This window comes from Thauera carbonicopians (assembly GCF_025699485.1).
GTDB lineage: Bacteria > Pseudomonadota > Gammaproteobacteria > Burkholderiales > Rhodocyclaceae > Thauera.
In genome coordinates this window covers 26,273-50,755 of sequence record NZ_JANUXN010000020.1, presented here as the reverse complement: position 1 = coordinate 50,755, position 24,483 = coordinate 26,273, and the positions used below count along the sequence as shown (strand labels likewise).

25 protein-coding genes are annotated in these 24,483 nt (G+C 67.6%); 12 read left to right on the top strand and 13 right to left on the bottom strand.

The features are described from left to right. Positions 1-334 precede the first annotated feature (334 nt). The 3 genes from NX068_RS18350 to NX068_RS18340 all read left to right on the top strand — a co-directional run bounded on the left by NX068_RS18350 (position 335) and on the right by NX068_RS18340 (position 3,396). On the top strand, positions 335-1,663 hold the full coding sequence (locus NX068_RS18350) for a hemolysin family protein (RefSeq protein WP_263462713.1): 1,329 nt from the start codon (positions 335-337) through the stop codon (positions 1,661-1,663). Positions 1,664-1,869: 206 nt separating this feature from the next. Beyond that, complete coding sequence (locus tag NX068_RS18345; RefSeq protein WP_263462712.1) at positions 1,870-2,487, top strand: tetratricopeptide repeat protein; 618 nt, start codon at positions 1,870-1,872, stop codon at positions 2,485-2,487. 81 nt (positions 2,488-2,568) lie between these two features. After that, on the top strand, positions 2,569-3,396 hold the full coding sequence (locus NX068_RS18340) for a hypothetical protein (protein WP_263462711.1): 828 nt from the start codon (positions 2,569-2,571) through the stop codon (positions 3,394-3,396). Positions 3,397-3,493: 97 nt separating this feature from the next. Here NX068_RS18340 and tpx read toward each other — a convergent pair whose 3' ends face one another. From tpx to NX068_RS18325, 3 genes are all read right to left on the bottom strand, one after another. After that, complete coding sequence (gene tpx / locus NX068_RS18335; protein ID WP_263462710.1) at positions 3,494-3,994, bottom strand: thiol peroxidase; 501 nt, start codon at positions 3,992-3,994, stop codon at positions 3,494-3,496. 105 nt (positions 3,995-4,099) lie between these two features. Continuing rightward, positions 4,100-4,453: a hypothetical protein gene (locus NX068_RS18330; protein WP_263462709.1), complete on the bottom strand. Its 354-nt coding sequence runs from the start codon at positions 4,451-4,453 to the stop codon at positions 4,100-4,102. Between the two features lie 144 nt (positions 4,454-4,597). Beyond that, positions 4,598-6,202 carry a glycoside hydrolase family 19 protein gene (locus NX068_RS18325; RefSeq protein ID WP_263462708.1) on the bottom strand — a complete coding sequence of 535 codons (1,605 nt, stop codon included), beginning with the start codon at positions 6,200-6,202 and terminating at the stop codon, positions 4,598-4,600. Between the two features lie 138 nt (positions 6,203-6,340). Between NX068_RS18325 and NX068_RS18320 the strand changes: the two genes are divergently transcribed. Then, positions 6,341-6,862: a hypothetical protein gene (locus NX068_RS18320; protein ID WP_263462707.1), complete on the top strand. Its 522-nt coding sequence runs from the start codon at positions 6,341-6,343 to the stop codon at positions 6,860-6,862. A 15-nt stretch (positions 6,863-6,877) separates the two neighbouring features. On the opposite strand, the gene NX068_RS18315 is transcribed toward NX068_RS18320, so the two are convergent. From NX068_RS18315 to NX068_RS18280, 8 genes are all read right to left on the bottom strand, one after another. After that, positions 6,878-7,828 carry an AEC family transporter gene (locus NX068_RS18315; protein WP_263462706.1) on the bottom strand — a complete coding sequence of 317 codons (951 nt, stop codon included), beginning with the start codon at positions 7,826-7,828 and terminating at the stop codon, positions 6,878-6,880. Between the two features lie 90 nt (positions 7,829-7,918). Then, the gene (locus tag NX068_RS18310) at positions 7,919-8,854 is read right to left on the bottom strand and encodes an AEC family transporter (protein ID WP_263462705.1); all 936 of its coding nucleotides are present in this window, start codon (positions 8,852-8,854) and stop codon (positions 7,919-7,921) included. A 32-nt stretch (positions 8,855-8,886) separates the two neighbouring features. Next, on the bottom strand, positions 8,887-10,041 hold the full coding sequence (locus tag NX068_RS18305) for a glycerate kinase (protein ID WP_263462704.1): 1,155 nt from the start codon (positions 10,039-10,041) through the stop codon (positions 8,887-8,889). A 153-nt stretch (positions 10,042-10,194) separates the two neighbouring features. Then, positions 10,195-11,352, bottom strand: coding sequence for a sugar diacid recognition domain-containing protein (locus tag NX068_RS18300; protein ID WP_263462703.1), 1,158 nt, complete (start codon positions 11,350-11,352; stop codon positions 10,195-10,197). A gap of 170 nt (positions 11,353-11,522) precedes the next feature. Next, positions 11,523-13,043 carry a tripartite tricarboxylate transporter permease gene (locus tag NX068_RS18295; protein ID WP_263462702.1) on the bottom strand — a complete coding sequence of 507 codons (1,521 nt, stop codon included), beginning with the start codon at positions 13,041-13,043 and terminating at the stop codon, positions 11,523-11,525. Between the two features lie 3 nt (positions 13,044-13,046). Beyond that, positions 13,047-13,511 carry a tripartite tricarboxylate transporter TctB family protein gene (locus NX068_RS18290; protein WP_263462701.1) on the bottom strand — a complete coding sequence of 155 codons (465 nt, stop codon included), beginning with the start codon at positions 13,509-13,511 and terminating at the stop codon, positions 13,047-13,049. Between the two features lie 134 nt (positions 13,512-13,645). Then, entirely contained in the window at positions 13,646-14,626 is a 981-nt protein-coding gene (locus NX068_RS18285; RefSeq protein WP_263462700.1) for a Bug family tripartite tricarboxylate transporter substrate binding protein, read from the bottom strand. Positions 14,627-14,766: 140 nt separating this feature from the next. After that, a complete protein-coding gene (locus tag NX068_RS18280) occupies positions 14,767-14,934 on the bottom strand; it encodes a hypothetical protein (RefSeq protein ID WP_263462699.1) in 168 nt (55 codons plus the stop codon). 196 nt (positions 14,935-15,130) lie between these two features. Here NX068_RS18280 and NX068_RS18275 point away from each other — a divergent pair, with 196 nt between their 5' ends. The 4 genes from NX068_RS18275 to NX068_RS18260 all read left to right on the top strand — a co-directional run bounded on the left by NX068_RS18275 (position 15,131) and on the right by NX068_RS18260 (position 19,667). Next, a complete protein-coding gene (locus NX068_RS18275) occupies positions 15,131-15,802 on the top strand; it encodes a response regulator (protein ID WP_263462698.1) in 672 nt (223 codons plus the stop codon). Next, positions 15,795-17,195, top strand: a complete 1,401-nt coding sequence (locus NX068_RS18270) for a sensor histidine kinase (RefSeq protein ID WP_263462697.1) — start codon at positions 15,795-15,797, stop codon at positions 17,193-17,195. Before NX068_RS18275 ends, NX068_RS18270 begins: the two co-directional genes overlap by 8 nt. A 334-nt stretch (positions 17,196-17,529) precedes the next feature. After that, positions 17,530-17,748: a YMGG-like glycine zipper-containing protein gene (locus NX068_RS18265; protein ID WP_068637205.1), complete on the top strand. Its 219-nt coding sequence runs from the start codon at positions 17,530-17,532 to the stop codon at positions 17,746-17,748. A gap of 290 nt (positions 17,749-18,038) precedes the next feature. Next, entirely contained in the window at positions 18,039-19,667 is a 1,629-nt protein-coding gene (locus tag NX068_RS18260; RefSeq protein ID WP_263462696.1) for a peptide chain release factor 3, read from the top strand. Between the two features lie 43 nt (positions 19,668-19,710). On the opposite strand, the gene NX068_RS18255 is transcribed toward NX068_RS18260, so the two are convergent. Then, a complete protein-coding gene (locus NX068_RS18255) occupies positions 19,711-20,238 on the bottom strand; it encodes a hemerythrin domain-containing protein (RefSeq protein ID WP_263462695.1) in 528 nt (175 codons plus the stop codon). Between the two features lie 313 nt (positions 20,239-20,551). Here NX068_RS18255 and NX068_RS18250 point away from each other — a divergent pair, with 313 nt between their 5' ends. Beyond that, positions 20,552-21,028, top strand: coding sequence for a cytochrome P460 family protein (locus tag NX068_RS18250; protein WP_263462694.1), 477 nt, complete (start codon positions 20,552-20,554; stop codon positions 21,026-21,028). Between the two features lie 247 nt (positions 21,029-21,275). Continuing rightward, positions 21,276-21,731, top strand: coding sequence for a universal stress protein (locus NX068_RS18245; RefSeq protein WP_263462693.1), 456 nt, complete (start codon positions 21,276-21,278; stop codon positions 21,729-21,731). A gap of 79 nt (positions 21,732-21,810) precedes the next feature. On the opposite strand, the gene NX068_RS18240 is transcribed toward NX068_RS18245, so the two are convergent. Further along, on the bottom strand, positions 21,811-22,806 hold the full coding sequence (locus NX068_RS18240; RefSeq protein WP_263462692.1) for a GlxA family transcriptional regulator: 996 nt from the start codon (positions 22,804-22,806) through the stop codon (positions 21,811-21,813). Positions 22,807-22,977: 171 nt separating this feature from the next. Here NX068_RS18240 and NX068_RS18235 point away from each other — a divergent pair, with 171 nt between their 5' ends. Beyond that, the gene (locus NX068_RS18235) at positions 22,978-23,703 is read left to right on the top strand and encodes an NAD(P)H-dependent oxidoreductase (RefSeq protein ID WP_263462691.1); all 726 of its coding nucleotides are present in this window, start codon (positions 22,978-22,980) and stop codon (positions 23,701-23,703) included. A gap of 19 nt (positions 23,704-23,722) precedes the next feature. Continuing rightward, a complete protein-coding gene (locus NX068_RS18230) occupies positions 23,723-24,478 on the top strand; it encodes an enoyl-CoA hydratase (RefSeq protein ID WP_263462690.1) in 756 nt (251 codons plus the stop codon). Positions 24,479-24,483: the final 5 nt, after the last annotated feature.

The window sequence follows — 24,483 nt, the reverse complement described above, 5'->3', positions numbered from 1 at the left end:
CGAACTCCGTTCCGCCCCCTTCCGAGCCGCCCCGCACCGAGGACGAATCCTCGGCCGATGGCGACTCGACCGGGCGATCTTGCCCCGATCCAGCATCGCCAGCCACGGCCACCCACCGGTTGCCGTTGCGCGTCCCGCCATATCCGGCACGCCGGACGCACGCCCTCTCCCTGATGCAGGCCCCGCTCGCATGCCCTGCGCTGCGTGCCGCGCCGTGTGCCGAATTCCGCGCTGATTCCGGCGCCGGGATCGCTCCCCCAATGCCGTCGCTCTCTGCATCCGCCCCGGCGTGGATGCACCCGCACGTCTGAACGCCGTACCACCGAACACTTCAATGGAAATATTCGTCCTCATCGCCCTCATCCTGCTCAACGGCATCTTCGCCATGTCGGAGATCGCCCTCGTCACCGCGCGCCGCGCGCGGCTGGCCAAGCTCGCCGAAGAGGGTGACAACGCCGCCGCCGTCGCCGTCAAGCTCGGCGAGGAGCCGACCCGCTTCCTGTCGACGATCCAGATCGGCATCACCTCGATCGGCATCCTCAACGGCATCGTCGGCGAGGCCGCGCTGGCCGGCCCGCTGGCCAGTTGGCTGCAGACGCTGGGCGTAGAGCAGCGCACCAGCGAAATCGGCTCGACCGTGCTGGTCGTGATGGTCATCACCTACGTGTCGATCGTGATCGGCGAACTGGTGCCCAAGCGCATCGGCCAGATCAACCCGGAAGGCATCGCCCGCCTGGTCGCGCGGCCGATGAACATGCTGGCGATCATCTCGCGCCCCTTCGTGCATCTGCTGTCGAACTCGACCGCGCTGCTGCTGCGCCTGATGGGCCAGCGCGAGATCAACGGCCCGAGCGTGACCGAGGAGGAAATCCGCGCGATGCTCGACGAAGGCTCGGAAGCCGGCATCATCGAGAAGAGCGAGCACGAGATGGTGCGCAACGTGTTCCGCCTCGACGAGCGCCAGCTCGGCTCGCTGATGGTGCCGCGCTCGGACATCGTCTGGCTGGACGTCAACCGCCCGCTCGACGACAACCTGACGCTGATGGCCGAATCGACCCATTCGCGCTTCCCCGTGTGCCGCGGCGGCCTCGACGAGATCCTCGGCATCATCAGCTCCAAGCAGCTCTTCAACCAGACCCTGCGCGGCGCCGAAGTCGACCTGACCGAAGCACTGCAGGCGCCGATCTACGTGCCCGAATCGCTGACCGGCATGGAACTGCTCGACCAGTTCCGCGCCTCCAGCACCCACATGGTGTTCGTCATCGACGAATACGGCGAGGTGCTGGGCATGGTCACGCTGCACGACCTGCTCGAATCGGTCACCGGCGAATTCCAGACCGAGAACGCCGAGGAAGCCTGGGCGGTGCAGCGCGAGGACGGCTCATGGCTGCTGGACGGCCTGATCCCGATCCTCGAGCTGAAGGACCGCCTGGCGATGAAGAACGTGCCGGAAGAGGACAAGGGCCGCTACCACACCCTGTCCGGCATGATGATGTGGCTGCTCGGCCGCCTGCCCAACACCGGCGACATCGCCGTATGGGAAGGCTGGCGCTTCGAGGTCGTCGACATCGACGGCAAGCGCATCGACAAGGTCCTGGCCACCCCGGTGCCGGAAGAGGCCGAAACCCAGGCCGACGACGACAAGGACGGCAGCGCCGAGTAGCCCCGGGCCGATGCCCGGCAGATCGTGTTCGGCGCCGGCTCACGGCGGCCGCATCCCGGCGCCGAACCCGGGATGATGGTCGGAGCATGCCGGCTCCAGACGGAATGCCGTATCGAATCAGGGCCTTGGCAGCCATAAAAAAGCTGGCGGCCAAATTGTAAATTTTCTATATACTCAGTGTCCCCTGCCCTTGAGAAAGGCCTGTCATGCGCGCCACTGCTTCATCCATCGTGACTCCCCTGGCCATGCTGCTGGCCACGCTGGTAGCGGCCGGCTGCGCGCAGACGGCCGAAGAGCAGATCGCCCCCCGTTCGGATACCGTCCGCCTGTGCAGCGGCAGTGAGTGCGCCGACGTGCCGCGCAATACCGCCACCTTCCAGGGCGATCCCGGTGATCCGGAGGCCGAACGCCGTCTGCAGGCCCTGGCGGAGATCGCCGAGCGCGACCCGCGTGCCGCCTACGACCTGGGCCTGCGCCTGCTGCGCGGCGACGGCGTGACGCGCGACAGCTACCAGGCCATCGAATGGCTGCGCAAGGCCGGCGACCGCGGCCACACCGAAGCGCAATACGCGCTGGGCCGCCTGTACCTGCTGGGTTTGGAGGAAATGGGTTCCGACCCGGCCGAGGCCGAAGCCTGGCTGAGCCGTGCCGCTGCAATGAACTACAAGGACGCCCACAAGCTGATGGCCGAAGCCCAGGCGGCCAAGCAGGAGGAACGCGAGCTCTACCGCATCCGTGACGAACAGCGCAAGTCATGGGGTGCCTGGTACAGCTATTACCCGTACTACTGGATCTGGGGACCGAGCGGCTGGTATCTGCGCTGAACGGCCGAAACGCTTTCCTTTCCCTAGATCCCGACCTTCCCAACATCCCTCCTTTCAACACACTACGAAGGACGATTCTCCATGTCCAAGACCTCCCTCTCCCTGGCCGCGCTGGCGGCTTCGCTGGCTCTGGCCGGTTGCGTGACTCCCGGTGCCGGCGGCCTCCTGTCCGCGGGTGACAGCCCCACCGCCGCCACGGGTGCAGCCGCTGGCGGCACCAGCGTCAACGCCAACGCCAGCCTCGAACGCTGCGACGAGCCGCTGGGCACGCTGGCCGTGGACGATGGCCGCGGCAAGGAATGGTATGCAAGCTTCGGCGCCGCCACCAAGGTCACCAGCATCGAACCGCTGATCCGCCTGGCCGTGCAGCAGTCGAACTGCTTCGTCATCACCTCGGTCGGCAACAACCGCACCGAAGGCAAGATCAGCGCCATCACGGACAAGCAACGCAATTCAGGCGAATTCCGCGCCGGCTCCAAGCAGCAGAAGGGCCAGCGCGTGGCGGCCGACTATTTCATGGAGCCCGCCATCATCATCGACAACGACGCCACCGGCCAGATGGCTGCCGGTGTCGGCGGCCTGCTCGGCAGGGTGGGTGCCGTCGTCGGCGGTGCCATGCAGAGCAAGGTGTCGGTGGTGACGCTGAGCATGTTCGACATCCGCTCGGGCGTGCAGATCTCGATCTCCGAAGGCAACGCCACGGCCACCAACTTCGGCGCAGCCATCGGCGCCATCGGCGGCGGCGCTGCCGGCGGGCTGGGCGGCTTCTCGCGCACGCCCGAAGGCAAGGCCACCGTCGCCGCCTTCATGGATGCCTACAACAACATGGTGATCTCGCTGCGCAACTACAAGGCACAGGAAGTGAAGGGCGGCCTGGGCAAGGGCGGCCGGCTGAAAGTCGGAAACTGATACCCGGCTTCCGTTCGATGGAAAAAAAGTCCCGCTGGCCTGAGGCCAGCGGGACTTTTTCACGTCCGGGCCGCAAGAACGCGGCCCCGGCACGGGATTACTTCAGCGCAGCCAGCGCGGCGGCGTAGTCCGGCTCTTCCTTGATCTCGGGCACGAGCTGAGAATACACGACCTTGTCGTTCGCATCGACCACCACCACCGCGCGCGCAGTGACGCCGGCCAGCGGGCCGGACGTGATGGCGACGCCGTAGTCGCGGGCGAAACCGGGGTTGCGGAAGGTCGACAGCGTCTTCACGTTCTTCAGGCCTTCGGCCTCGCAGAAACGGCCGGCGGCGAAGGGCAGGTCGGCGGACACGACCAGCACCACGGTGTCGGCAAGGCTGCTGGCCTCGGCGTTGAACTTGCGCGCCGACGCCGCGCACACCGGGGTGTCGAGGCTGGGAACGATGTTCAGTACCTTGCGCTTGCCGGCGAAGGCGTCGAGACCGACGTCGGCCAGATCGGCGCCGGTCAGCTTGAAGGCAGGGGCGGCATCACCCTCCTGGGGGAAACGGCCAGCCACATCGATCGGATTGCCGCCAAGGGTCACAGTGCTCATGCTTGTTGTCCTCTGTCTGGTATGGGATTCCGCCTCCCGGCCTTGCGGCGCAGCGGCGGGGACGGACAGACTACACCAAGCCAATGGCGTATGGGGCGATGGAGATCAGCGCGGCGGGCGATCTTCGCCCGGACCTGCGCGTCCCGGACGATCGCGTCCTGGACGATCCTCGATCTCGACTTCGCGGATGACCTCACCTTCGATCACCATGCCGTGCCCGGTCGGCGGATGCTCGCGCATCTGCCTGCGCAGCGCGCGGGTCTTCCACCACAGGTAGCCCCAGGCCACGGCGCCGACGGTGACGACGACGGCGAAGAAGACGACCGAGAACATCAGCGCGACGCCGAACACGGCAACAGTGACGATCGCGGCGACGATCTTCTGCAGCAGACTGGGTGGGGTACCGCCGCGGGCGCCGAACTGGTTGAAAAGGCCTGAGAACTTCGGATCTCGATACATGAGGCATCCCATCAAGGTGTCGGGGCCGCTACGGCTGGCCGAAGCGGCAGGATACCGTCTCAGAGGCGCGGCCCGGACAAAAGATTCCGTCACCGGCATGTTTCGCCATGCAACAGCAGGACGGCAAGCCGGCCAGGCCGCCGGTCACGGATGCCGCCAGAAGGCGAAGGCCTGGAAGCGCTCCGCCGCCCACCACGCGCTGGACGACACCCCGCGTGTGATGTTGCGCGTACCGGCCTGGGATTCGAGCGGACGCAGGACCTCGCCGTCGACGGCGTGCCGCGCTTCGATCACCTCCTGCTCGGGCACGACGACGCTGATGTGGCCGGAACTGTTGAGATCGCGGCGCTTGGCGACGATGACGCAGACCTCACCGCCATTCGCTGCCGCCTGCAACAGGGTCAGATCCAGTTCGCGCACCCAGCCGAACTCGGTGCCGTGCTCGTCGAGCCAGTCGTACAAGGCGTTGGCGTTCAGTTCACGCACCGTCTGGCCATAGGTCGCCTCCACCGGCTCGCCCAGCGCCAGGCGGCGCAGCGCGGAGTCGGTCCACCACACGCGCGGCAGGTAGGCGCCCGCCAGACAGGCGTAATCGGTGGCGTAGATGTTGCAGAAAGTCATGCCGGCGCGCGGCTGGTAGCGCAAGTGATCGGCCTTGGCAACATCCAGGTAATCGACGATCCGCGTCAGCCCGGCGGCACCACGTGCGTCTTCGGAGCCATTGCGCGCGGGGCGCTCGGCCTCGCCGAGCGGGTAAGCCCGCCCGCCATCCCGCACGCGGGTGATGTCCGGACGATCGGCCTCCAGATGGGCGGCAGGCAGCGCCGGCAGCGTTTCGGCAGCCGGTACGGCACGGGAACGCAGGCCGCCACGCGTGCGCGGACGCGGCGCGGACGTCTCCAGATAGCGCTCGGCCACCACGCCTTCGCGCACGACGCCATTGAGCATCACCCGCACCTGTACCCAGCCCGCCACCGCGGTCGGGCCGCGCACTTCGACTTCGGTGCCCTGCACCAGCGGCGCCAGCAGGCTTGCCGGCGTCACCTGCGGCGTGGAACGCAGATTGAGCTGCAGGGGCACGACGCGATGCGTCGGCGCGAACGGAGACATCGCCGGCGCGAAAGTTCCGGCCAGCCCCAGGTCACGCAGCGCCTGGCGCGCCTTCTCCAGCAGTTCGCGGCGATCGGCGAAGCCGTTCAGGCCGCCGTTGATGCGGCGCGTCACCGCTTTCAGGTCGTCGACGTCGGCCAGCGCATTGAGATTTTCGCGCTGCCAGAAGAACACTGCGGCATCGACCGCTAGGCTGCCGGCGACGAGATCCGGATCGGCCACCACGTCCTGGCCGCACCATCGCGCAAAACCGCGATAGTTGTCCTTGCCCGTCAGCTGGATCAGGCCGCGGCCGCGGTAGCGCCAGCCGTCGCCGCTCGCCTCGGCGCCGTTGCCCATGCGCCCGCCATAGACTCTGCAGGCGATCTTTTCCGGTTTGCGGGCACAGGACTCCGCCTCGGCACGCGTGCTGAAATACCGCGGAAAGACTTTCAGCAATCCGTCTGCCGAATAATTGAGATTCTCGACGGTCAGCCGCAGACAGCCGGATTCGTGCATCACCTGGGCAAGAAAATGGGCGATGCGCGGTACCGTGTCGATGGCATGGGCCGCCATCGCGGTGTTGAGCGCATCGACATAGCGGTCGGCATTGGCGCTGGTCGCGCCCATCCGGGTAAGCACCTCGCGTGTGATCAACATGCTGCACCCCCTGAAATTGCCTGCCACGGGCGTCTGCGCACTTTCACTAAAGTTCAGCGCGGGGCGCAATTCAAGCCGGACGACATCCCTGCCGTGCACGGCATGCATAATGTTCCGCATCTCCCGCGGAGCAGAACGATGACGAAGCACCAGCCATGCCGATCGAGCGCGGCGGCGATTGCCTGCCTCGCAGCGCTTGCTGCCGGCTCCGCCGCTGCAGCGGAGACCCGGATCATCTGCGCCGACCTGGACGATCCGGACCACACCCGGGCCGTGCTCAGCATCGCGAGCAGTGCTGCCGAAACCACCGGCGCGCCCCGCATCGCCGGCCTGGAAATCGTCACGCCCGAATTCCTCTGGCCGGCCCCCGGCCAGCCTGAAACCGCGCGCTTTCCCGCGGGCAGCAGCGACGTGTCGCCCGACCTGGCCCTGCTGGATACGGTGGCCATCCACGCCACGGCTGACATGGACGGCATGCTGCGAATCGTGGATTTCGGCGTGCTCAGGCCGGATGCACTCGACCTCGAAGGCCTGCGCGGCTCGCTGATGCTGCACGAGACGTGGCAGAACGGCCGGGCAATCGGCTCGCTGTATTACACCCATGAAGGCAGCCCGCCCACCGTCGCGGCGCTCGGCTGCCAGCGCTTCGACGAAGACTGAGGCCGGCCGGTCCGGTTAGATCAGCCCGGCGCTGCGCAGCATCATCACGCCCAGGCTGGTGGTCAGCAGCGAACCGAGTGTCGTCAGCGCGATGATGTTCGCCGCCAGCGTGGCGTTGCCGCCCATCGCCCGCACCATCACATAGCCGGCCGCGGCCGAGGGCGCCGAAGCCATCAGCATCAGGATGCCCAGCTCGATGCCGCGAAAGCCGAACGCCACCGCGCCCAGCGTCAGCAGCACCGGCACCACCACCAGCTTGCCGAGCGCGGCCAGCGCGGTGCTGGCGATTTCCGAGCGCAGGCTGCGGAAATCCAGCGAGGCGCCGGTGCACAGCAGGGCCAGCGGCAAAGTCATGTCGGCGAGGTACTGGGTCGAACGCAGCGCCAGCTCCGGCAGGCGGATTTCCAGCGCCGACACCGGCAGCGCGAGCAGGATGCCGATGATCAGCGGATTGGTGGCGATGCCGCGCACGATCCTGCCCACGCCCTGGCTGCGGTGCAGCGAACGGCTGAGGGTGATGACCGCCAGCACATTCACCAGGATCGTCACCAGGCCGAGATACAGCGAGGCTGCGGCAAGGCCGGCGTCACCGTAGGCATTGACGCAATAGGCCAGGCCGACGACGCCGAAGTTGGAGCGGAACGCACCTTGCACCACCACGCCACGGTCGCGCTCGGGCTGCACGACGAATTTCGCCGCCCATTCGAGCACGATGTAGAGCGCCAGCGTCGCCGCCAGACCGTAGGCGATCATGCCGGCATTGGCCGATTCGGCGATGCGCGTCCTGGCGATGCTGGTGAACAGCAGCGTGGGCAGGGCGATGGTGAATACCAGCTTCGAGCCGGCGTCGATGAAGCCGTCGGTCAGCATGCCGGTGCGGCGCAGCAGCACACCCAGGCCGAGCAGCACGAAGATCGGCCCGGTGACCGAAAAGGAAAAGCTCAGGATCGCGAGAAAGTCGGACATCGGCCAGCCTGGTACATACCGCCCGGCGGCGGGAACCGCGGCATGCTACGCACTCGCGGCCGTCACGGCAATGCGCGGCATCGCGGCTGCTCAGGGCCGCAGCAGGAACAGCAGCACCGTCAGCGTCAGCACCGACAGCAGGGTCGACAGGAATACCGCCGAGGCGACCGAAGACTGGCAGACGTTGTAGCGCTGGGCGAAGAGATAAGGCGTGATCCCGGCCGGCAGCGCCGCCAGCAGCACACCGGTCGCCACCCACAAGGGCGGCACGTCGAACACCTGGGTTGCCAGCAGCCACACCAGCAGCGGCAGCATCACCGTCTTCAGCGCCACCAGCACCAGCGGCTCGCGCAGGTTGCCGCCCAGGCTGTAGCGCGTCAGCGAGGCGCCGAGCGCGAACAGCGCGCAGGGCGTGGCCGCGGCTCCCAGGCCGCCGGCCACGGCATCGACCGGACCGGGCAAGGGCACGCCCGACAGCGCGAACGCCAGGCCGCAGCTCAACCCCCAGATGATCGGCGTCGCCAGCACGCTCTTGCCCAGCTTCAGCAGCGTCGCCGCCGCCGACTGCTGGCCGCCGCGCGCCGCCTCGATCAGCGCGGTGGTCGGCGGCAGCATCAGCAGGCTGTGGCAGGCGATCATGACGAACAGCGGCAGCGCCGCCGACGGGCCGTAGGCCGTCATCACCAGCGGGATGCCGAGCATGCCGGTGTTCGAAAAGCCGGCGCCGAGGCCGAGCACCGCCTGCTCGTCCAGCCGGCGCCCGAACAGCAGCCGCCCGGCCAGCATCGCCAGCCCGAACACCGCGAACGCACCGATGTAGTACGACAGCAGGTAGCCCCAGGGCATCGCCGCGGGCAGTTCGGCCTGGGCGATGGCGCGGAACAGCATCAGCGGCAGGGCGAAGTTGAACACGAACAGCGACAGCCCGCGATTGGCCGCCTCGTCGAACACACCGCAGCGCGCCGCGACGTAGCCGAGGCCGAGCGTGCCGAAGACCGGCAGGATGATGCCGAAGATGATGTCCAAGACGGCTCTGTGGGCGGAAGCTCAGGGGGCGCTCATGGTAACGCAGGCGCGCCCGGGCCGATGCGCAGCGTGGCAGCCACGTTGCGGGCGGTAAGCTCGACGTTCGCCGCCGCATCGCTCAGCGCCTCTTCGAGCGTGCAGGGACGGCAGAGCACGCTGAACACCGCGTCGATGCCGTGCTCATGCACGACGCCGACGTTGGCGCCGAGCGAGCCGGCGATGCCGATCACCGGCTTGCCGTAGCGCTTGGCGACGCGGGCGACGCCGATCGGCGTCTTGCCGTGCACGGTCTGGAAGTCGATGCGGCCCTCGCCGGTGACGACGAGGTCGGCATCACGCACATGGCGGTCGAGATCGACCGCGGCGGTGACGATTTCGATGCCCGGTTTCAGCACCGCACCGAAGAAGGCGAGCATCGCCGCCCCCATGCCGCCAGCCGCGCCGGCGCCCGGCACCTGGTCCACTGCGATGCCGAGGTCGCGCTCGACGATGCGGGCGAAGCGGGCGAGGTTGTCGTCCAGCACGCGCACCTTGTCGGGCGTCGCGCCCTTCTGCGGGCCGAACACCGCCGAGGCCCCGCGCGGGCCGGTGAGCGGGTTGTCCACGTCGCAGGCGACTTCGATGCGGCATTCGGCCAGGCGCGGATCGAGCGCGGAGACGTCGATGCGCTCCAGCTCGGCCAGCGGACCGCCGCCCGGCCCCAGCTCACGGCCATCGGCGTCCAGCAGCCGCGCGCCCAGCGCCTGCACCATGCCGGCGCCGCCGTCGTTGGTGGCGCTGCCGCCGATGCCGAGGATGAAGCGCCGTGCGCCGGCGTCGAGCGCGGCGCGGATCAGCTCGCCGGTGCCGCGCGAGGTGGTGCGCAGCGGATCGCGCTGCGCCGGCGGCACCAGCATCAGGCCACTGGCGGCCGCCATCTCGATCACCGCGGTGGCACCGTCGCCGGTGAGGCCGTAGAAAGCCGGCACGCTGTCGCCCAGCGGACCGGTGACGGCGACTTCCAGCCGGCGCCCGGCGGTGGCGGCCACCATCGCGTCGACCGTGCCTTCGCCGCCGTCGGCCACCGGCACGAGCACGTATTCGGCCTGCGGAAAGACGGCGCGGAAGCCGGCTTCGACCGCTTGCGCGACTTCCAGCGCGGACAGGCTTTCCTTGTAGGAATCAGGGGCGATGACGATCTTTTTCATGGCGGTGGCTCCGGACAGGGGATTGGATGCAAGGCCCGGCGGCACTTGCAGGGCAGATACAGATTAGAGCCGGATGCACGGCGAAGTCTTCATTAAAACGCACAAATTATCATCATTTTTTTAGATTTATTTGTGCATTTCAACAATCGAATATCACTCCGGATCGGCTGGAGCCAGTTGCAGCGCGATATACAGCAGCAGGCAGTCGTCCAGCCGCGCCAGATCCAGCCCGCTCAACTCCCCGAGCCGGCGCAGGCGATAGTCGAGGGTGTTGCGGTGCACGCCCAGTGCGCGGGCGGCGGCAGCCGACTTCATGTCGTGCGCGAACCAGACGGCAAGCGTACGCTGCAGCAGGCCATCGCGGTCGTGCTGGGCCAGCCGCTGCAGCGGGCGGCGCAGTTCGTCCGCCTGCCAGCCCTCGTCCAGGCCGGCCAGCAGCACGGCCAGCGTCTGGTCCGCATAGCAGTGCAAGGCGCCGCCGCGCCGACGGCCGATACGCAGCAGCGCACACGCCGACTGGTAGGAACGCACCAGTCCGGCGCGGCCCGGAAACACGCCGCCGAGCGCCAGGCGCGGCGGTGGATGGCCGTCGCGCCGAAGGCGTGCAAGCAGGGCTTCGGCCCGCTCGCGCAGCCGCTGCCCTTCGTCCGCCGCCGCCAAAACCGGCAGCAGCGCCACCGCTTCGCGCAGCGACACCGGCGCGCACAACACCCCCGGCTCGGCTGCCAGCACACCCAGCAGGCGCTGCTGTTCGGCGAGCTGGGCAGCCGCATCGACGGCCGCCACGTCGGCGGCCGCTGGATCGGATTCGAGCAGCAGCACGGCGCGCGGACGCGCCGGATCGACACCGAGCTGGCGCGCCCAGTCTTCCAGCGCCGGTGCAGGTGCGGCCAGGCCGACCAGTTGCAGCACCAGTTCCTCGCGCAGGCGGGCATCGCGCGCGATGATCTGCATCAGCCGCGCCTGCTCGATCATGGTTTCGGCCGCCATCCGCAGCAGCTCGGCGAACTGCCGGATGGCATCGGGTTCGCCGCTGAGTCCGATCACGCCGACGATGCCGCCTTCGGCACGCAGCGGCAGGTTGATGCCCGGTCGCGCGTCGTGCAGCCGGCGCGCCAGCACATCGTCGATCTCGACCGTGCGCCCCTGCGCCAGCACCATCATCGCGCCCTCGTGCAGGCTGCCGATGCGGGCCGCGTCGCCGCTGGCGATGATGACGCCGCGCGCGTCCATGACGTTCACATTGGCATGCAGGATCTGCATCGTGCGATCGACGATGGACTGGGCGAGGGAAGCATCGAGCAGCAACATGGCGGGACCAGGGCGCGGAGAATGCCTGCATGCTGCCGCGTAAGGCCGGCGCGGACAAGCCGGAGCGTCGAGACCGCCCGGCAATGCCGCCAGGCTGCCGGCATGAACGAAAACCGGCCCGGCCGGCGGACGCGCCGCCGGCCGGGCCGGTCGATCGACTGCTCAGGCGATCAGGCGTCGGCGGCTGCCGGCCTGTCGGCGCGCTTGACGCTGTTCCGCCAGGAACGATAGATCGGCAGCAGGATCATCGCTGCGATCAGCACCCACACGCCCCAGGTGATCGGGCTGGCGAACAGGATGCCGAGGTTGCCGTCGGAAATCGACAGCGCGCGGCGCAGGTTTTGCTCCATCAGCCCGCCGAGGATGAAGCCGAGCAGGATCGCCGACAGCGGGAAGTCCAGCTTGCGCAGGATGTAGCCGACGACGCCGATGATGATCATCAGGAACAGGTCGAAGGTGGTCGCATGCACCGCATAGACGCCGATCGACGTGATGATGGCGATCGCCGGCACCAGCGCCCAGTAGGGCACGGCAAGGATCTTGGTGAAGACCTTGATCATCGGCACATTCATGACGATCAGCATGACGTTGGCGACGAACAGCGAGGCGATCAGGCCCCAGACGATGTCGGGCTGGTTCTGGAACAGCAGCGGGCCGGGCGTGATGTTGTACAGCGTCAGCGCGCCGAGCATCACCGCGGTGGTGCCCGAACCGGGCACGCCGAGCGTCAGCATCGGCACCATGGAGCCGCAGGCCGAGGCGCTGTTGGCGGTTTCGGGTGCGGCCAGGCCGCGCAGGTCGCCATTGCCGAAGCGGTTGTCCTTGTGCGCCAGGCGCTTCTCGCTCATGTAGGCCACGGCACTGGCTAGCGTGGCACCGGCGCCGGGCAGGATGCCGAGGCCGAAGCCGAGGGCGCCGCTGCGCAGATTGGTGGCCAGCACGAAAGCGCCTTCCTTGAGGTTGAACAGCATGCGGCCGCTGGCTTCGATGGCTTTCTGGCCGCGGTGCGTGCGCTCGAGCAGCACGAGGATCTCGCTGACCGAGAACAGGCCGAGCACCAGCACCACGAACTGGATGCCGTCGGCCAGGCCCAGGCTGCCGAAGGTGAAGCGATACACGCCGCTGTTGGAGTCGATGCCGACGCAGGACAGGAACAGGCCGATGCAGCACGCGATGGCGGTCTTCATCGGCCTGTTGCCGGCCATGCCGGCCAGGCAGACGATGGCGAACACCATCAGCACGAAGTATTCGGCAGGACCGAAGGCCACCGCCCACTTCGCCAGCAGCGGGGCGAAGATCACCACGCCGCAGGTGGCGATGAAACCGCCGAGGAAGGAGCTCCAGGCCGAGATCGACAGCGCCACGCCGGCCTTGCCCTGGCGCGCCAGCGGATAGCCGTCGAGGGTGGTCATCACCGCCGAGGCTTCGCCGGGGATGTTCAGCAGGATCGAGGAAATCCGCCCACCGTATTCGCAGCCCAGATACACGGCGGCGAGCAGGATCAGTGCGCTTTCCGGCGGCAGGCCGAGAGCGAAGGCGATGGGGATCAGCAGCGCCACGCCGTTGATCGGGCCGAGACCCGGCAGTAGCCCGACGACGGTGCCGATCAGCGTACCGCACAGCGCGGTGAACAGGTTGTAGGGGCTGAGGGCGACACCGAAGCCCTGGCCGAGGTAGCTGAATGTATCCATGGTTCAGTTCTCCAGACCGGCGAGGATGCCGAGCGGTAGCGGTACGTCGAGGGCTTTGTCGAACAGCAGGTAAAGGCCGACGGCCAGGACCACGCCGGAGATCACGCTGGCGAGCCAGGTGCCGTCGTAGAGACGGGACATGACGATGCCGAACAGCATGGCCGCCGGAATGAAGCCGAGCAGCTCGAACAGCGCGGCGTAGATCGTCAGCACCACCACGCAGGTGGCCACCTTGATCAGCATGTGGCGGTCCAGCGGATGATCATGCTCGTCGGCGGGTTCGTGGACGCCCGCCGGCTTGGTCGCGATCAGATAGATCGCCCCCAGCCCCATCAGCAGCAGTAGCAGCAGCGGGTAGGAACGCGGTCCCACCGGTTCGTAGGAAAACGGCGCGTGATAGTCCCAGGCAACGATGGCCAAGCCTATACAGATGAGCAGCAGCACCAGGCCGAATATACGTTGGTACATGATGAGGGATTCCTCGTGATGGATTGCCTGCCGGGATGGCGGCGGCGTGAACGGCGCTTTCCCGGGAGCCATGTGCTACAGGATTCCGGAGCTGCTGCCATCGCCGGGGCAGCGATGGCGCAGCCCCGGCGGCCTTACTGGATCAGGTTGAATTCCTTCGCCAGTTCCCTGTACTGGGCAACCTGCTGCTTCACGTAGGCGTCCAGTTCGTCACCGGTCATGGCGAAGGGATAGAGCTCGCGCTGCTCGCGCAGCTTGGCGAATTCTTCCGAAGCGAGCAGTTTGTCGAACGCGTTCTTCCACCAGGCATAGGCCTCGTCGCTGACCTTGGGGCCGACGTAGAAGCCGCGGATCACCGGCCAGGACACGTCGTAGCCCTGTTCCTTGGCCGTGGGGATTGCGGACACGATCTTGCCCGGCAGGCGCTCGTCGGAGAACACCGCCAGGATGCGCATGTCGCCGCTTTCGATGTGCGGCACCGAGTCGGAGATGTCGGTACTGGCGACCTGGATGTGCCCGCCGAGCAGGGAAGTGGCCAGTTCGCCGCCGCCTTCCATCGCCACGTAGCGCATCTTGCGCGGATCGATGCCGGCGGCGCGGGCGATCAGCGCGGTCTGCATCCAGTCCTGGCTGCCGACGGTGCCGCCGGAGCCGATCACGACCTTGGTGGGATCGGCCTTGATCGCGGCGACCAGGTCGTCCAGGTTCTTGTAGGGCGAATCGGTACGCACCGCCAGCGCACCGTAGCTGACGCCGACCCCGGCCAGCCACTTCACCGCGTTTTCGTCGAAGCGGCCGAACTTGCCCTGGGCCAGATTCAGCAGCGAGCCGCTGGAGAAGGCGGTGATGGTGCCGGCCTCGGCCGGACGCTGGGCGACCACTGCGTTGTAGGCCACCGCGCCGACACCGCCGGGCATGTAGGTGACGCGCATCGGCGACGTCAGCAGCTTGCTGTCGACCAGCGCGGTCTGCGCCAGCTTGCAGGTCAGATCGAAGCCGCCACCGGGGGCGGCCGGGGCGATACATTCGGGCCGCTTCGGCTCGGAAGCCAGGGCCTGGCCGGCGATGGTCAGGCAGGCGGCTGCCAGGGTGGCACGGATCAGGGCAGTTTTCATGATGTTGTCTCCTATGTGTTTATATGTGGCCCAGGCTTCATCAGCTCGGCTCGCAGTCGCTGATGATCGGGCGTTGTCCGTCGCTTTTTGCGGACGGAATGATTCTAGCTACATGTCATATGCATGCAGACTGGAATTCGTCAGTGCGCTGCTTGAAACGGGTGCTGAATGTCGATGATGCGGGCATCCTGGACCACCGACGCGCTGTGAGCGAAAGCGGCTTCACCCGGCGGCACGGACACGGTGCCGGCCATGGCCGGGCAGCCCGGCCGCAGGGTCGGCGATACCGGCCTCAGGGCAGAAATCATGCTGGTCTCCTCTCGTTCTTGTCATACCCGCGCATCGCCCGCGCGGGCCGTGTGCAGGACGGTTCGAGCCGCCTTTCACACGCTGCTAGGCTATGGGCCTTAGCTTTCGCCAAGCTTTCACGTCCGAAAGTTCTTGGCGGGCCGGACTGGGCGCTACACTGCGCGCTTCTGACGAGCTTCGTGGCAGGAGGTGGCCGTGCGGATTCTGCTGGTCGAAGACCACCCGCAACTGGCGGAGAGCATCGCCCAGGCGCTGAAGAGCGCCGGCTGGACGGTAGACGTGCTGCATGACGGCGTGGCCGCCGATCTGGCCCTGGCCAACGAGGGCTATGCACTGGCGATCCTCGACGTCGGCCTGCCGCGGCGCGACGGCTTCCAGGTGCTGACGCATCTGCGCAAGCGCGGCGAGACTCTGCCGGTGCTGATGCTGACCGCCCGCGGCGAAGTCAGCGACCGCGTCCACGGGCTCAATCTGGGCGCCGACGATTACCTCGCCAAGCCCTTCGAGCTGTCCGAGCTGGAAGCACGCGTCAAGGCCCTGCTGCGCCGATCGCGCCAGGGGGGAAACCGCCAGCAGCGCTGCGGCGCCCTGGTCTACGACCTGGATACCTTGCGTTTCAGCCTGCATGGAGCGACGCTGGCGCTGACCGCGCGCGAGCACGCGGTGCTGGAAGCGCTGCTCGCCCGTCCCGGCCGGGTGATGAGCAAGGAGCAGTTGGCCTCCCAGGTGTTCGGCCTCGACGAGGAAGCCAGCCCCGACGCCATCGAGATCTACATCCACCGGGTACGCAAGAAGCTCGAAGGCAGCGGCGTACACATCGTCACCTTCCGCGGCCTGGGCTACCTGCTGAAGGCAGCCGATGGCTGAGCACGGCAGCCTGCGGGGGCGCCTGCTGCGGCGCCTGTCTCTGCTGCTGGCGCTGATCCTACTGGCAAGCAGCCTGAGTGCGTACTGGAGCGCCCGCCACGCCGCCGACACCGCCTACGACCGCACCCTGCTGGCCTCCGCCCGTGCGGTGGGCGACGGCCTGCACAGCAACGACGGCCAACTGCTGGCCAACGTGCCCTACGTGGCCCTGGACACTTTCGCCTACGACAGCGCCGGACGCATCTACTACCAGGTGCTGGGCATGGACGGCGAGCTGGTGTCCGGCTACGAGGACCTGCCCGCACCGCCGCCGGGCACGCCGCGCACCGACGACTACCCGGCCCTGGCGCGCTTCTACGATGGCGTCTATCGCGGCCAGGGCGTGCGCGTGGTGAGCCTGCTGCAGCCGGTCAGCGAACCGGGCATCAAGGGCGTGGCGGAGATCCGCGTCGCCGAAACCCAGGGCGCCCGCGAGCGCATGGCGCGCGAACTGCTGATCGGCACGCTGTGGCGCATGGGCCTGCTGGCCGTAACCGCGCTGATCCTGGTATGGCTGGCGGTGAGCGCCGCACTGCGGCCGCTGGAGCGCCTGCGCACCGCGCTGGCGGAACGCACCAATAACGACCTGCGGCCGCTGCCCGATGCCGGGCTGCCGCGCGAGCTGCGCCCGCTGGTGGCAGCGCTGAACCAGTTCAATGCCCGCCTGCGCGGCCTGTTCGAGCGCCAGTCGCAATTCATCACCGAAGCCGCCCACGAACTGCGCACGCCGCTGGCGGCGCTCAAGGCGCGCATCACGCTGGGCCTGCGCGCCGAACAGCCGGAAGCATGGCGCCAGACCCTGGAACAAGCCGCGCAGCACAGCGACGACCTGACCCGCCTCGCCAACCAGTTGCTTTCGCTCGGCCGCATCGAAAGCGGGGCGCGGGCGATCAGCGAGGGCGGCGCACAACGCATCGACCTGAGCCTGCTGAGCCGCGAACTGGCGCTGGCACTCGCCCCGCTGGCCCATGAGCGCGGCGTCGCGCTGGCACTGGAGGCCGACCAGCCGGTGTGGGTGGACGGCGAGCCCATCCTGCTCAACGAGTTGCTCAACAACCTGATCGACAACGCCCTGGCCCACACGCCGGCCGGCGGCAACCTGGTGCTGCGGGTGCAGACGCCGGCGGCGCTGGAGGTGGAGGACGACGGCCCCGGCATTCCCGAGGCGGACCGCGAGCGGGTGTTCGAGCGCTTCTACCGGCGCGGCACGCGGGAAGGCGGCGCGGGCCTGGGCCTGGCCATCGTCGGCGAAATCTGCCGCGCGCACGGCGCGACGATCAGCCTGCATCAAGGAACGCCGAACGGGCTGCGGGTGCGGGTGGAGTTTCCCGCGCAGGCCGCCGGCCAGCCCTGAGCGCCATCGGATCGGCCGCAGCGGAACACGGCATGCGGGCACGCCCGGCAGCCGAAAACCGGCGAGCTCCCGCTTCTGGGCGCCCTGGCCAGCCGCCAAGCTGCGTCCAAATGTTAAGCCGCCGGGCACCGGTCGAGCGCGCAAGCCGCCGCGCCTGCCGCCAGCGTCCGCGGGAACCGCGCCGGTATGGCCTGCCGCACCGCCTCGGCGCTGAAACAAGTCGTCACGCTGACCGCGGAGTTTTCCGCCCGCGCCGTGTTCCCATCCATGGACTCAACGATCGGGGGAACAAGGGCGTTCCTGCCGAGCAACAAGCACAAGACAGGAGTACAGCATGAAGATCCACAGCCTGATTCCCGCCATTCTGATCACCATCGCCGCAACGGGTTGCGCGACTTGGGACAACATGTCCTCGCGTGAAAAGAGCGCCGTCACCGGCGCCGCGGTCGGCGGCGTGGCAGGCGCGGTCATCACCGATGGCGGCGTCCTCGGCACCGTGGGCGGCGCGGCCATCGGCGGCGTCATCGGCGATCAGGTCGGCAAGAAGAAGTAAGTCCGCACATCGCCGCAGGGGCGGTCCCGGGGATCGGTCCTGCGGCTGCACTCGGCTGCCGGCTCCGCATCGACCAAGCATCGCCGGCCGCTCCTTTCTCCTCTGCTCCCGCCCTGGAGCCGCCTCGGGCATCGACGCCCCGCCTGGCGCCGATGCCCATTTTCTTGCCCGTTCCACGCCGCCGCCAGCCGCACGGCGCCACAGCAGCCCGTCGCATCCTTGGTAGAATCGCCACCGCCCCGCCTCGCACCATCGCGCGCAGGCGGTTTTCTTTTCGCTGACGAATCCCGATGACGACCACCCCCTTCCCGCCCGAGCTGCTGCGCGACGTCGACAAGCGCCGCACCTTCGCCATCATTTCCCACCCCGACGCGGGCAAGACCACGCTGACCGAAAAGCTGCTGCTGTTCGGCGGCGCGATCCAGCTCGCCGGCACGGTGAAGGCGCGCAAGTCCGCCCGCCACGCCACCTCGGACTGGATGGAAGTGGAAAAGCAGCGCGGCATTTCGGTGACCAGTTCGGTGATGCAGTTCGAGTACCAGGGCCACACCATCAACCTGCTCGACACGCCGGGCCACGAGGACTTCTCGGAAGACACCTACCGCGTGCTGACCGCAGTCGATGCCGCGGTGATGGTGATCGACGCCGCCAAGGGCGTGGAAGCGCAGACGATCAAGCTGCTCAACGTCTGCCGCATGCGCAACACGCCGATCATCACCTTCGTCAACAAGCTCGACCGTGAAGTGCGCGAGCCTTTCGACCTGCTCGCCGAGATCGAGGAGGTGCTGAAGATCACCTGCGCGCCGGTGAGCTGGCCGCTGGGTATGGGCAAGGCTTTCCGCGGCGTCTACCACCTGCTGCAGAAGCAGGTGCTGACCTTCACTCCGGGCCAGGAGCGCCGCAGCGACGGCGAGATCATCAAGGGCCTGGACAATACCGAACTCGACAGCCGCTTCCCGCTGGAGATCGGCCAGTTGCGCGAGGACGTGGAGCTGATCGACGGCGCCTCGCCGCCCTTCGAGCTCGCCGAATTCCTCGCCGGCCAACAGACGCCGGTGTTCTTCGGCTCCGGGATCAACAACTTCGGCGTGCAGGAAATCCTGCAGGCACTGATCGACTGGGCGCCGCCGCCGCAGCCCCGCGTTGCGGGCACCAGTTCGACAGGCGACGACACGCGCATGGTGCAGCCCGCCGAGCCGGCCTTCACCGGCTTCGTGTTCAAGATCCAGGCCAACATGGATCCCAAGCACCGCGACCGCATCGCCTTCTTCCGCATCTGCTCGGGCCGCTACAGCTCGGGCATGAAGGTCAGGCACGTGCGCGCCGGCCGCGACATGAAGCTCGCCAACGCGCTGACCTTCATGGCCAACGAGCGCGTGATCATGGAAGACGGCGTCGCCGGCGACATCATCGGCATCCACAACCACGGCCAGTTGCAGATCGGCGACACCCTGAGCGAAGGCGAGAACATCGGCTTCAAGGGCATTCCGTATTTCTCGCCCGAACTGTTCCGCGCCGCCCGCCTGCGCGACCCGCTGAAGTCCAAGCAGTTGCAGAAGGGCCTGCAGGAGCTGGGCGAGGAGGGCGCGATCCAGGTCTTCGAACTGGAGGGCGGCCAGATGCTGCTGGGCGCGGTTGGCGTGCTGCAGTTCGAGATCGTCGCCCAGCGCCTGAAGGACGAATACAAGGTCGATGCGATCTTCGAGCCGGCCGACATCCACACCGCGCGCTGGCTGACCTTCCCGGACGACCTCACCCGCCGCAACTTCGAGCGCGAGCAGGCGCTGCGCCTGGGCAAGGACATCGACGGCAACCCGGTGTACCTGGCCACCAGCCGCTACAACCTCGAAGTGACGGCGGAGAAGTGGCCGAAAGTCACCTTCCACGCCACTCGCGAGCACGGCCAGGTGCTGGCCTGAGCGGCCTCCGGCATCCGCAGTCCGCGATCGCCGGCCGGCCGCCTCAGGCCGCCGGCGCGTAGAGCGGGTAGAGCACGTCCTCCTCGCGCCGGATGCGGTCTGCCAGGGCCGCGGCCACGACGTCGAGGTCGGCGACGAAACCGGCTGCCAGCGAAGGATCCTCGCCGAGACGGGCATAGCGCGTCAGGAAAGCGACGACCTTCTTGCCGATCTCGTCCATGTCGTGGCGGAACTCGTGCATCAGCGCATGGCTGGCGGGATCGCTCGCCAGCGTATGTTCGAGATAGACGTACAGCCGCACGTTCTCGACCAGCAGATGGCCGTGGAGGTCGGTACGGAAACGCTCCAGCAGCGGCACGGCCTCGTCCAGGCGCCCGCTGCGCGCCGCGCGGCCGATCTCGCCGACGCAGTCGAGCATGCTGCGGTGGTCGCGCACCAGATGTTCGATCAGGTCGGCGCTGTAGCGGATCGACGTGCCCGGCGCACAAGGCCCGGCCTCCGGCGCGGCATGGGCAGGCGCGGCCTGCGGCTCGTCATGACGCCTGCCGAACAGCCAATCGAGCAGAAACATGGAAAGCTCCTGTGGATGGCCGCGCCGCGGCGGCCGGTCGCGGAATGAATTGCGACGCTAAAGCAGGACGCCCATCGCTTTCCATGTGATGGATCAAATCCATGCCGGCAACAGGTGTATGCCGCCCGCAGGCTCGCTCCGGCGGCCGGCATCGCAGCGCGCCGGATCATGATTTTCTCGATCTTCGATTGCCGATCCGGGCGATACCAGGCGCAGCACATCCTGTGTAGGCTGAAGCCGGGCATGACCCATGAGAACACGGACTCCGGCCCGTCGCCGGACCCGTTCCCGAAAAAAATCAGGAGGCGACGAAATGTTCAGGACATTGGCAATTGCCATCACCCTCAGCGGCGCAGGCACTGCGCTGGCCGCGCAGGACACCAGCCAGATTCCCTTCCCGGAAGGCTACCGCGACTGGCACCACCATCATTCGACCGTCAACCTCGACGGGCACGAACCGGCAGGCAACGTCGGCATCCAGCACGTCTATGCCGATGCCGCCGCACGGGAGGGTTTGAAGACCGGCAAGTTCGCCAAGGGCGCCATCTTCGCCGTGGACCGCTTCGCCTATTCCGCGGACGACAACCACTCGCTGTCCCAGGCCGCGCGCAAGGTCGTCGCCGTGATGGTCAAGGACGACGAGCGCTACCCCGAAACGGGCGGCTGGGGCTTCCAGGCCTTCAAGGGCGGCGACCCGAATGCCAGGGCGGTGACGGATGGCGGCATCCAGTGCTTCTCCTGTCACATTCCGCTGGCCGACAACGACTACCTGTTCACCCGCGGGCAATAGCGGCCGGATTCGGCCAGCGGAAAGCCGGCCGGCCAACGCCACGACATGAAGTAGCGTCCGGCCCCCGGGGCGCAGCATCCTGTGCCCCGGCATGCGGCTGCCCGCCGCCAACCTGGGGCCGCGATGACGTGCCGATACCTTGATCCAGCGCACTGTTTGCGTCAGGCCGCTCTGCTATGGTCGGGGCATTGCGAGGAAACAGCGACAACGCACCTCCTCCCGTGCCAATCCACTGCTAGGAGATGTCATGGCCAAGATCGAAACCATCCTGTTCGCGACCGATTTTTCGCGGGGTTCTGCCCAGGCGAGCGAGTTAGCGCGGACCTTGTGCACGCTGTCGGGCGCCCGCCTGCACGTCCTGCACGTCATCACCACGCTGCATGACAGGAGCAATCTCCGTGTCTCCTCGGCGATGCTCTCCAACATGATGGGCGAGATCAAGCAGAATGCGGCGGAGGACATGCAGCAGTTCTGCCAGGCCAATTTCACCGGTCTCGACAGCACCACCCACGTCGTCTTTGGCTCCGCCCACGAGGAACTGCTCCGCGAGGCCGAGCGGATCGGCGCCGACCTGATCGTCATGGGCACCCACGGCCGCACCGGGCTGGAAAAGCTGCTGATGGGCTCGACGGCGGAAAAGATCGTGCGCAGTTCGCCCATCCCGGTGCTGACGGTGCGCGAATCGGAAAAGGGAAAAGACTGAGCGCTGATGCTCGCGGCAGGGCGCAGGCCTGCAATTCCCGGCAGCCGTCCTGCCTTTGAAACATCCGGTCGACTGGCGGTCAGCCAGACGTCAGATCGACCCGGAACCGATTCCGGTACGCTCCGGGGCTCATGCCGATGCGCTGGCGGAAGAGCCGCGAGAACGAACTCGTGTCGGTGTAGCCGACCTGGCCGGCAATGGCGTCCAGGCTCTGGTCGCCGGTTTCCAGCAGCCTGCGGGCGGCCTCGAGCCGCAGATCCTGCAGGTAGGCCAGCGGCGCCTGCTCCAGTGCGGCCTTGAAGCGCCGGATCAGAGTGCGGTCGCTGACCGCCAGCGCCGCGGCGAGTTCGGAGATCCGCAGCTCCCGCGCCATGTTGCGCTGCAGCCAGTGCTGTGCACGCAGTACCAGCGAATCCGCGTGCGTCCGCTCCGCCAGCAGCGGCAGGTAGGGGACCTGGCTGGTCTGGCTGACGTCGATCAACAGGCTCCTGGCCGTCTGCGCGGCAACGGCCGGTCCGGCAAAGCGTTCGACGACGCGGATCGCCTGCAGCAGGTAGGAGGCCGAAGCGCCCGCGCAGACCATCCGCTCCGACTCGGTGATCACCGAGCGCAACTGCAGCGCCACCTCCGGATAGCGGGCGCGGAACTGGCGCTCCAGCCACCAGGTCGTCGTCGCCGTCCTGCCGTCGAGCAGCCCCGTCTGCGCCAGCACGAACGTGCCGGTGCAGTTGGCGGCGATCCACGCCCCGGCTCGCCACTGCGCGGCCAGCCAGGCGCAGGCCTCGGCCTGGCGCTCGAGCAGGCGGTCGAATCGCGCACGGCCCTCGTAATGCAGGCCGGGGATGAAGACGAGATCGTAGCGCTCGCCCGGCTCCAGCTTGTGCACCTGCAATTGCAGGCCGTTGCTCGCGGTGACGGGCCTGTCCGAAAAGGCCACGAAGCGCCAGCCGAACTGCACGGCATCGGCGCCCTGCTGCCGTCGCAGATGCGCGTTCGCGACCTGCAGGATGTCGGCAAAGCCGCCGGCGCTGGAGGCATGGCACTGTTCGAGTACGAGGATCGCGGCGTGGATCATGGCAATGGCGGAATTCGCACATAGATAGTCGCTTTTGCCACTCTACACCGCAGGCCCGGATTTCTAAACTGCCTGCACCCGCAAATGCTTCAGCCGAAGCGGCTGCCAACAGGAAGACGCGCCCGGCCGGCAGCGGCAGGGGCGCGGCCTGCCGAACACGAGGGCCCATCCATGAAAGTTTTCATCGTCCACGCCCATCCCGAGCCGAAGTCCTTCTGCACCGCGATGAAGTCCGCCGCAGTCGAGGCCTTCGAGCAGCAGGGCCACCAAGTCCAGGTCTCGGACCTGTATGCCATGGGCTTCCAGCCGGTGGCCTCGACGGCCGACTTCGACCAGCGCGCCGATCCCGACTACTGCGTCTACGCGCTCGAACAGCGCCACGGCGTGCAGACCGGCACGCTCGGCGCCGACATCCGTGCGGAGCTCGACAAACTGCTGTGGTGCGATCTGTTGGTGTTCGTGTTTCCGCTGTTCTGGTATTCGACACCGGCCATCCTCAAGGGCTGGATCGACCGGGTGTTCGTCTCGGGCCAGGTCTATGGCGGCAAGCGCTTCTACGACCGCGGCGGCCTGGCCGGGCGCCGCGCGCTCGTCGGCCTCACGCTGGGTGGCCAGGAGCACATGTTCGAAGTGCAAGGCATCCATGGGCCGATCGAGGACATGCTGAAGCATTTCCTGCAGGGCACGCTGGCCTATGCCGGACTGCAGGTGCTGCCTCCTTTCGTCGGCTGGCACATTCCCTATCTCTCCGGCGAAGCGCGAAACCAGGTCATGGAAACCTGGAAGACCCGCATCCGCTCGCTCGACGGCGATGTCCCGCTCGAGTTTCCGCGCCTGGCCGACTACGACGACCGACTCCGTCCGCTGATTGCGAACGCTGCTACCATCGGCCAATGATCCCGTCAGGAGAACATGGATGATCGAGTGCTCCCGCCAGCATGGCGTCCAAGTCATCGAGCTGAACCGGCCGGAGAAGAAGAACGCCTTCACCGGGGCGATGTACGACCAGCTGCGTGAAGCGCTGGTCGCGGCGGACGCGGATGCCGCCGTGTCGGTGATCCTGATCACCGGCAGAGGCGACGCCTTCTCGGCGGGGAACGATCTCCAGGACTTCCTAGAGTACCCCCCGGACAGCGTGGATGCGCCGCCCTTCCATTTCCTGAATGCGCTCGTCCAAGTGAAAAAGCCGATTGTCGCCGCCGTCAATGGACTCGCGGTCGGCGTCGGCGCGACGATGCTGTTCCACTGCGACCTGGTCTATGCGCAGGACAGCGCCCGCTTCTCGTTTCCCTTCGTCGCCCTCGGCCTGGTCCCCGAAGGCGCGTCCAGCCTGCTGCTGCCGCGGCTCGCCGGGCATCAGCAGGCAGCCGAAGCGCTGCTGTTCGGCGACCCGCTGTCCGCCGGCGAAGCCCGGGAAATCGGCCTGGTCAATCGGGTCGTCAGCGAGCAGCCGGTGCTGGACTTCGCGCTGGCGCAGGCACGGCGCCTGAGCCGGCTGCCCGCCGGCTCCGTGCTGCAGACCAAGGCCTTGCTCAGGAATACCGACGAAGTGCTGGCCCGCATCAAGCGAGAAGCCGACGCCTTCGTGGTCCGGACGAAGGGGCCTGCAGCTCGTGAGGCCTTCGCGGCCTTCCTCGAGAAGCGCAAGCCGGATTTCTCCGGCCTGGACTGAAGCGC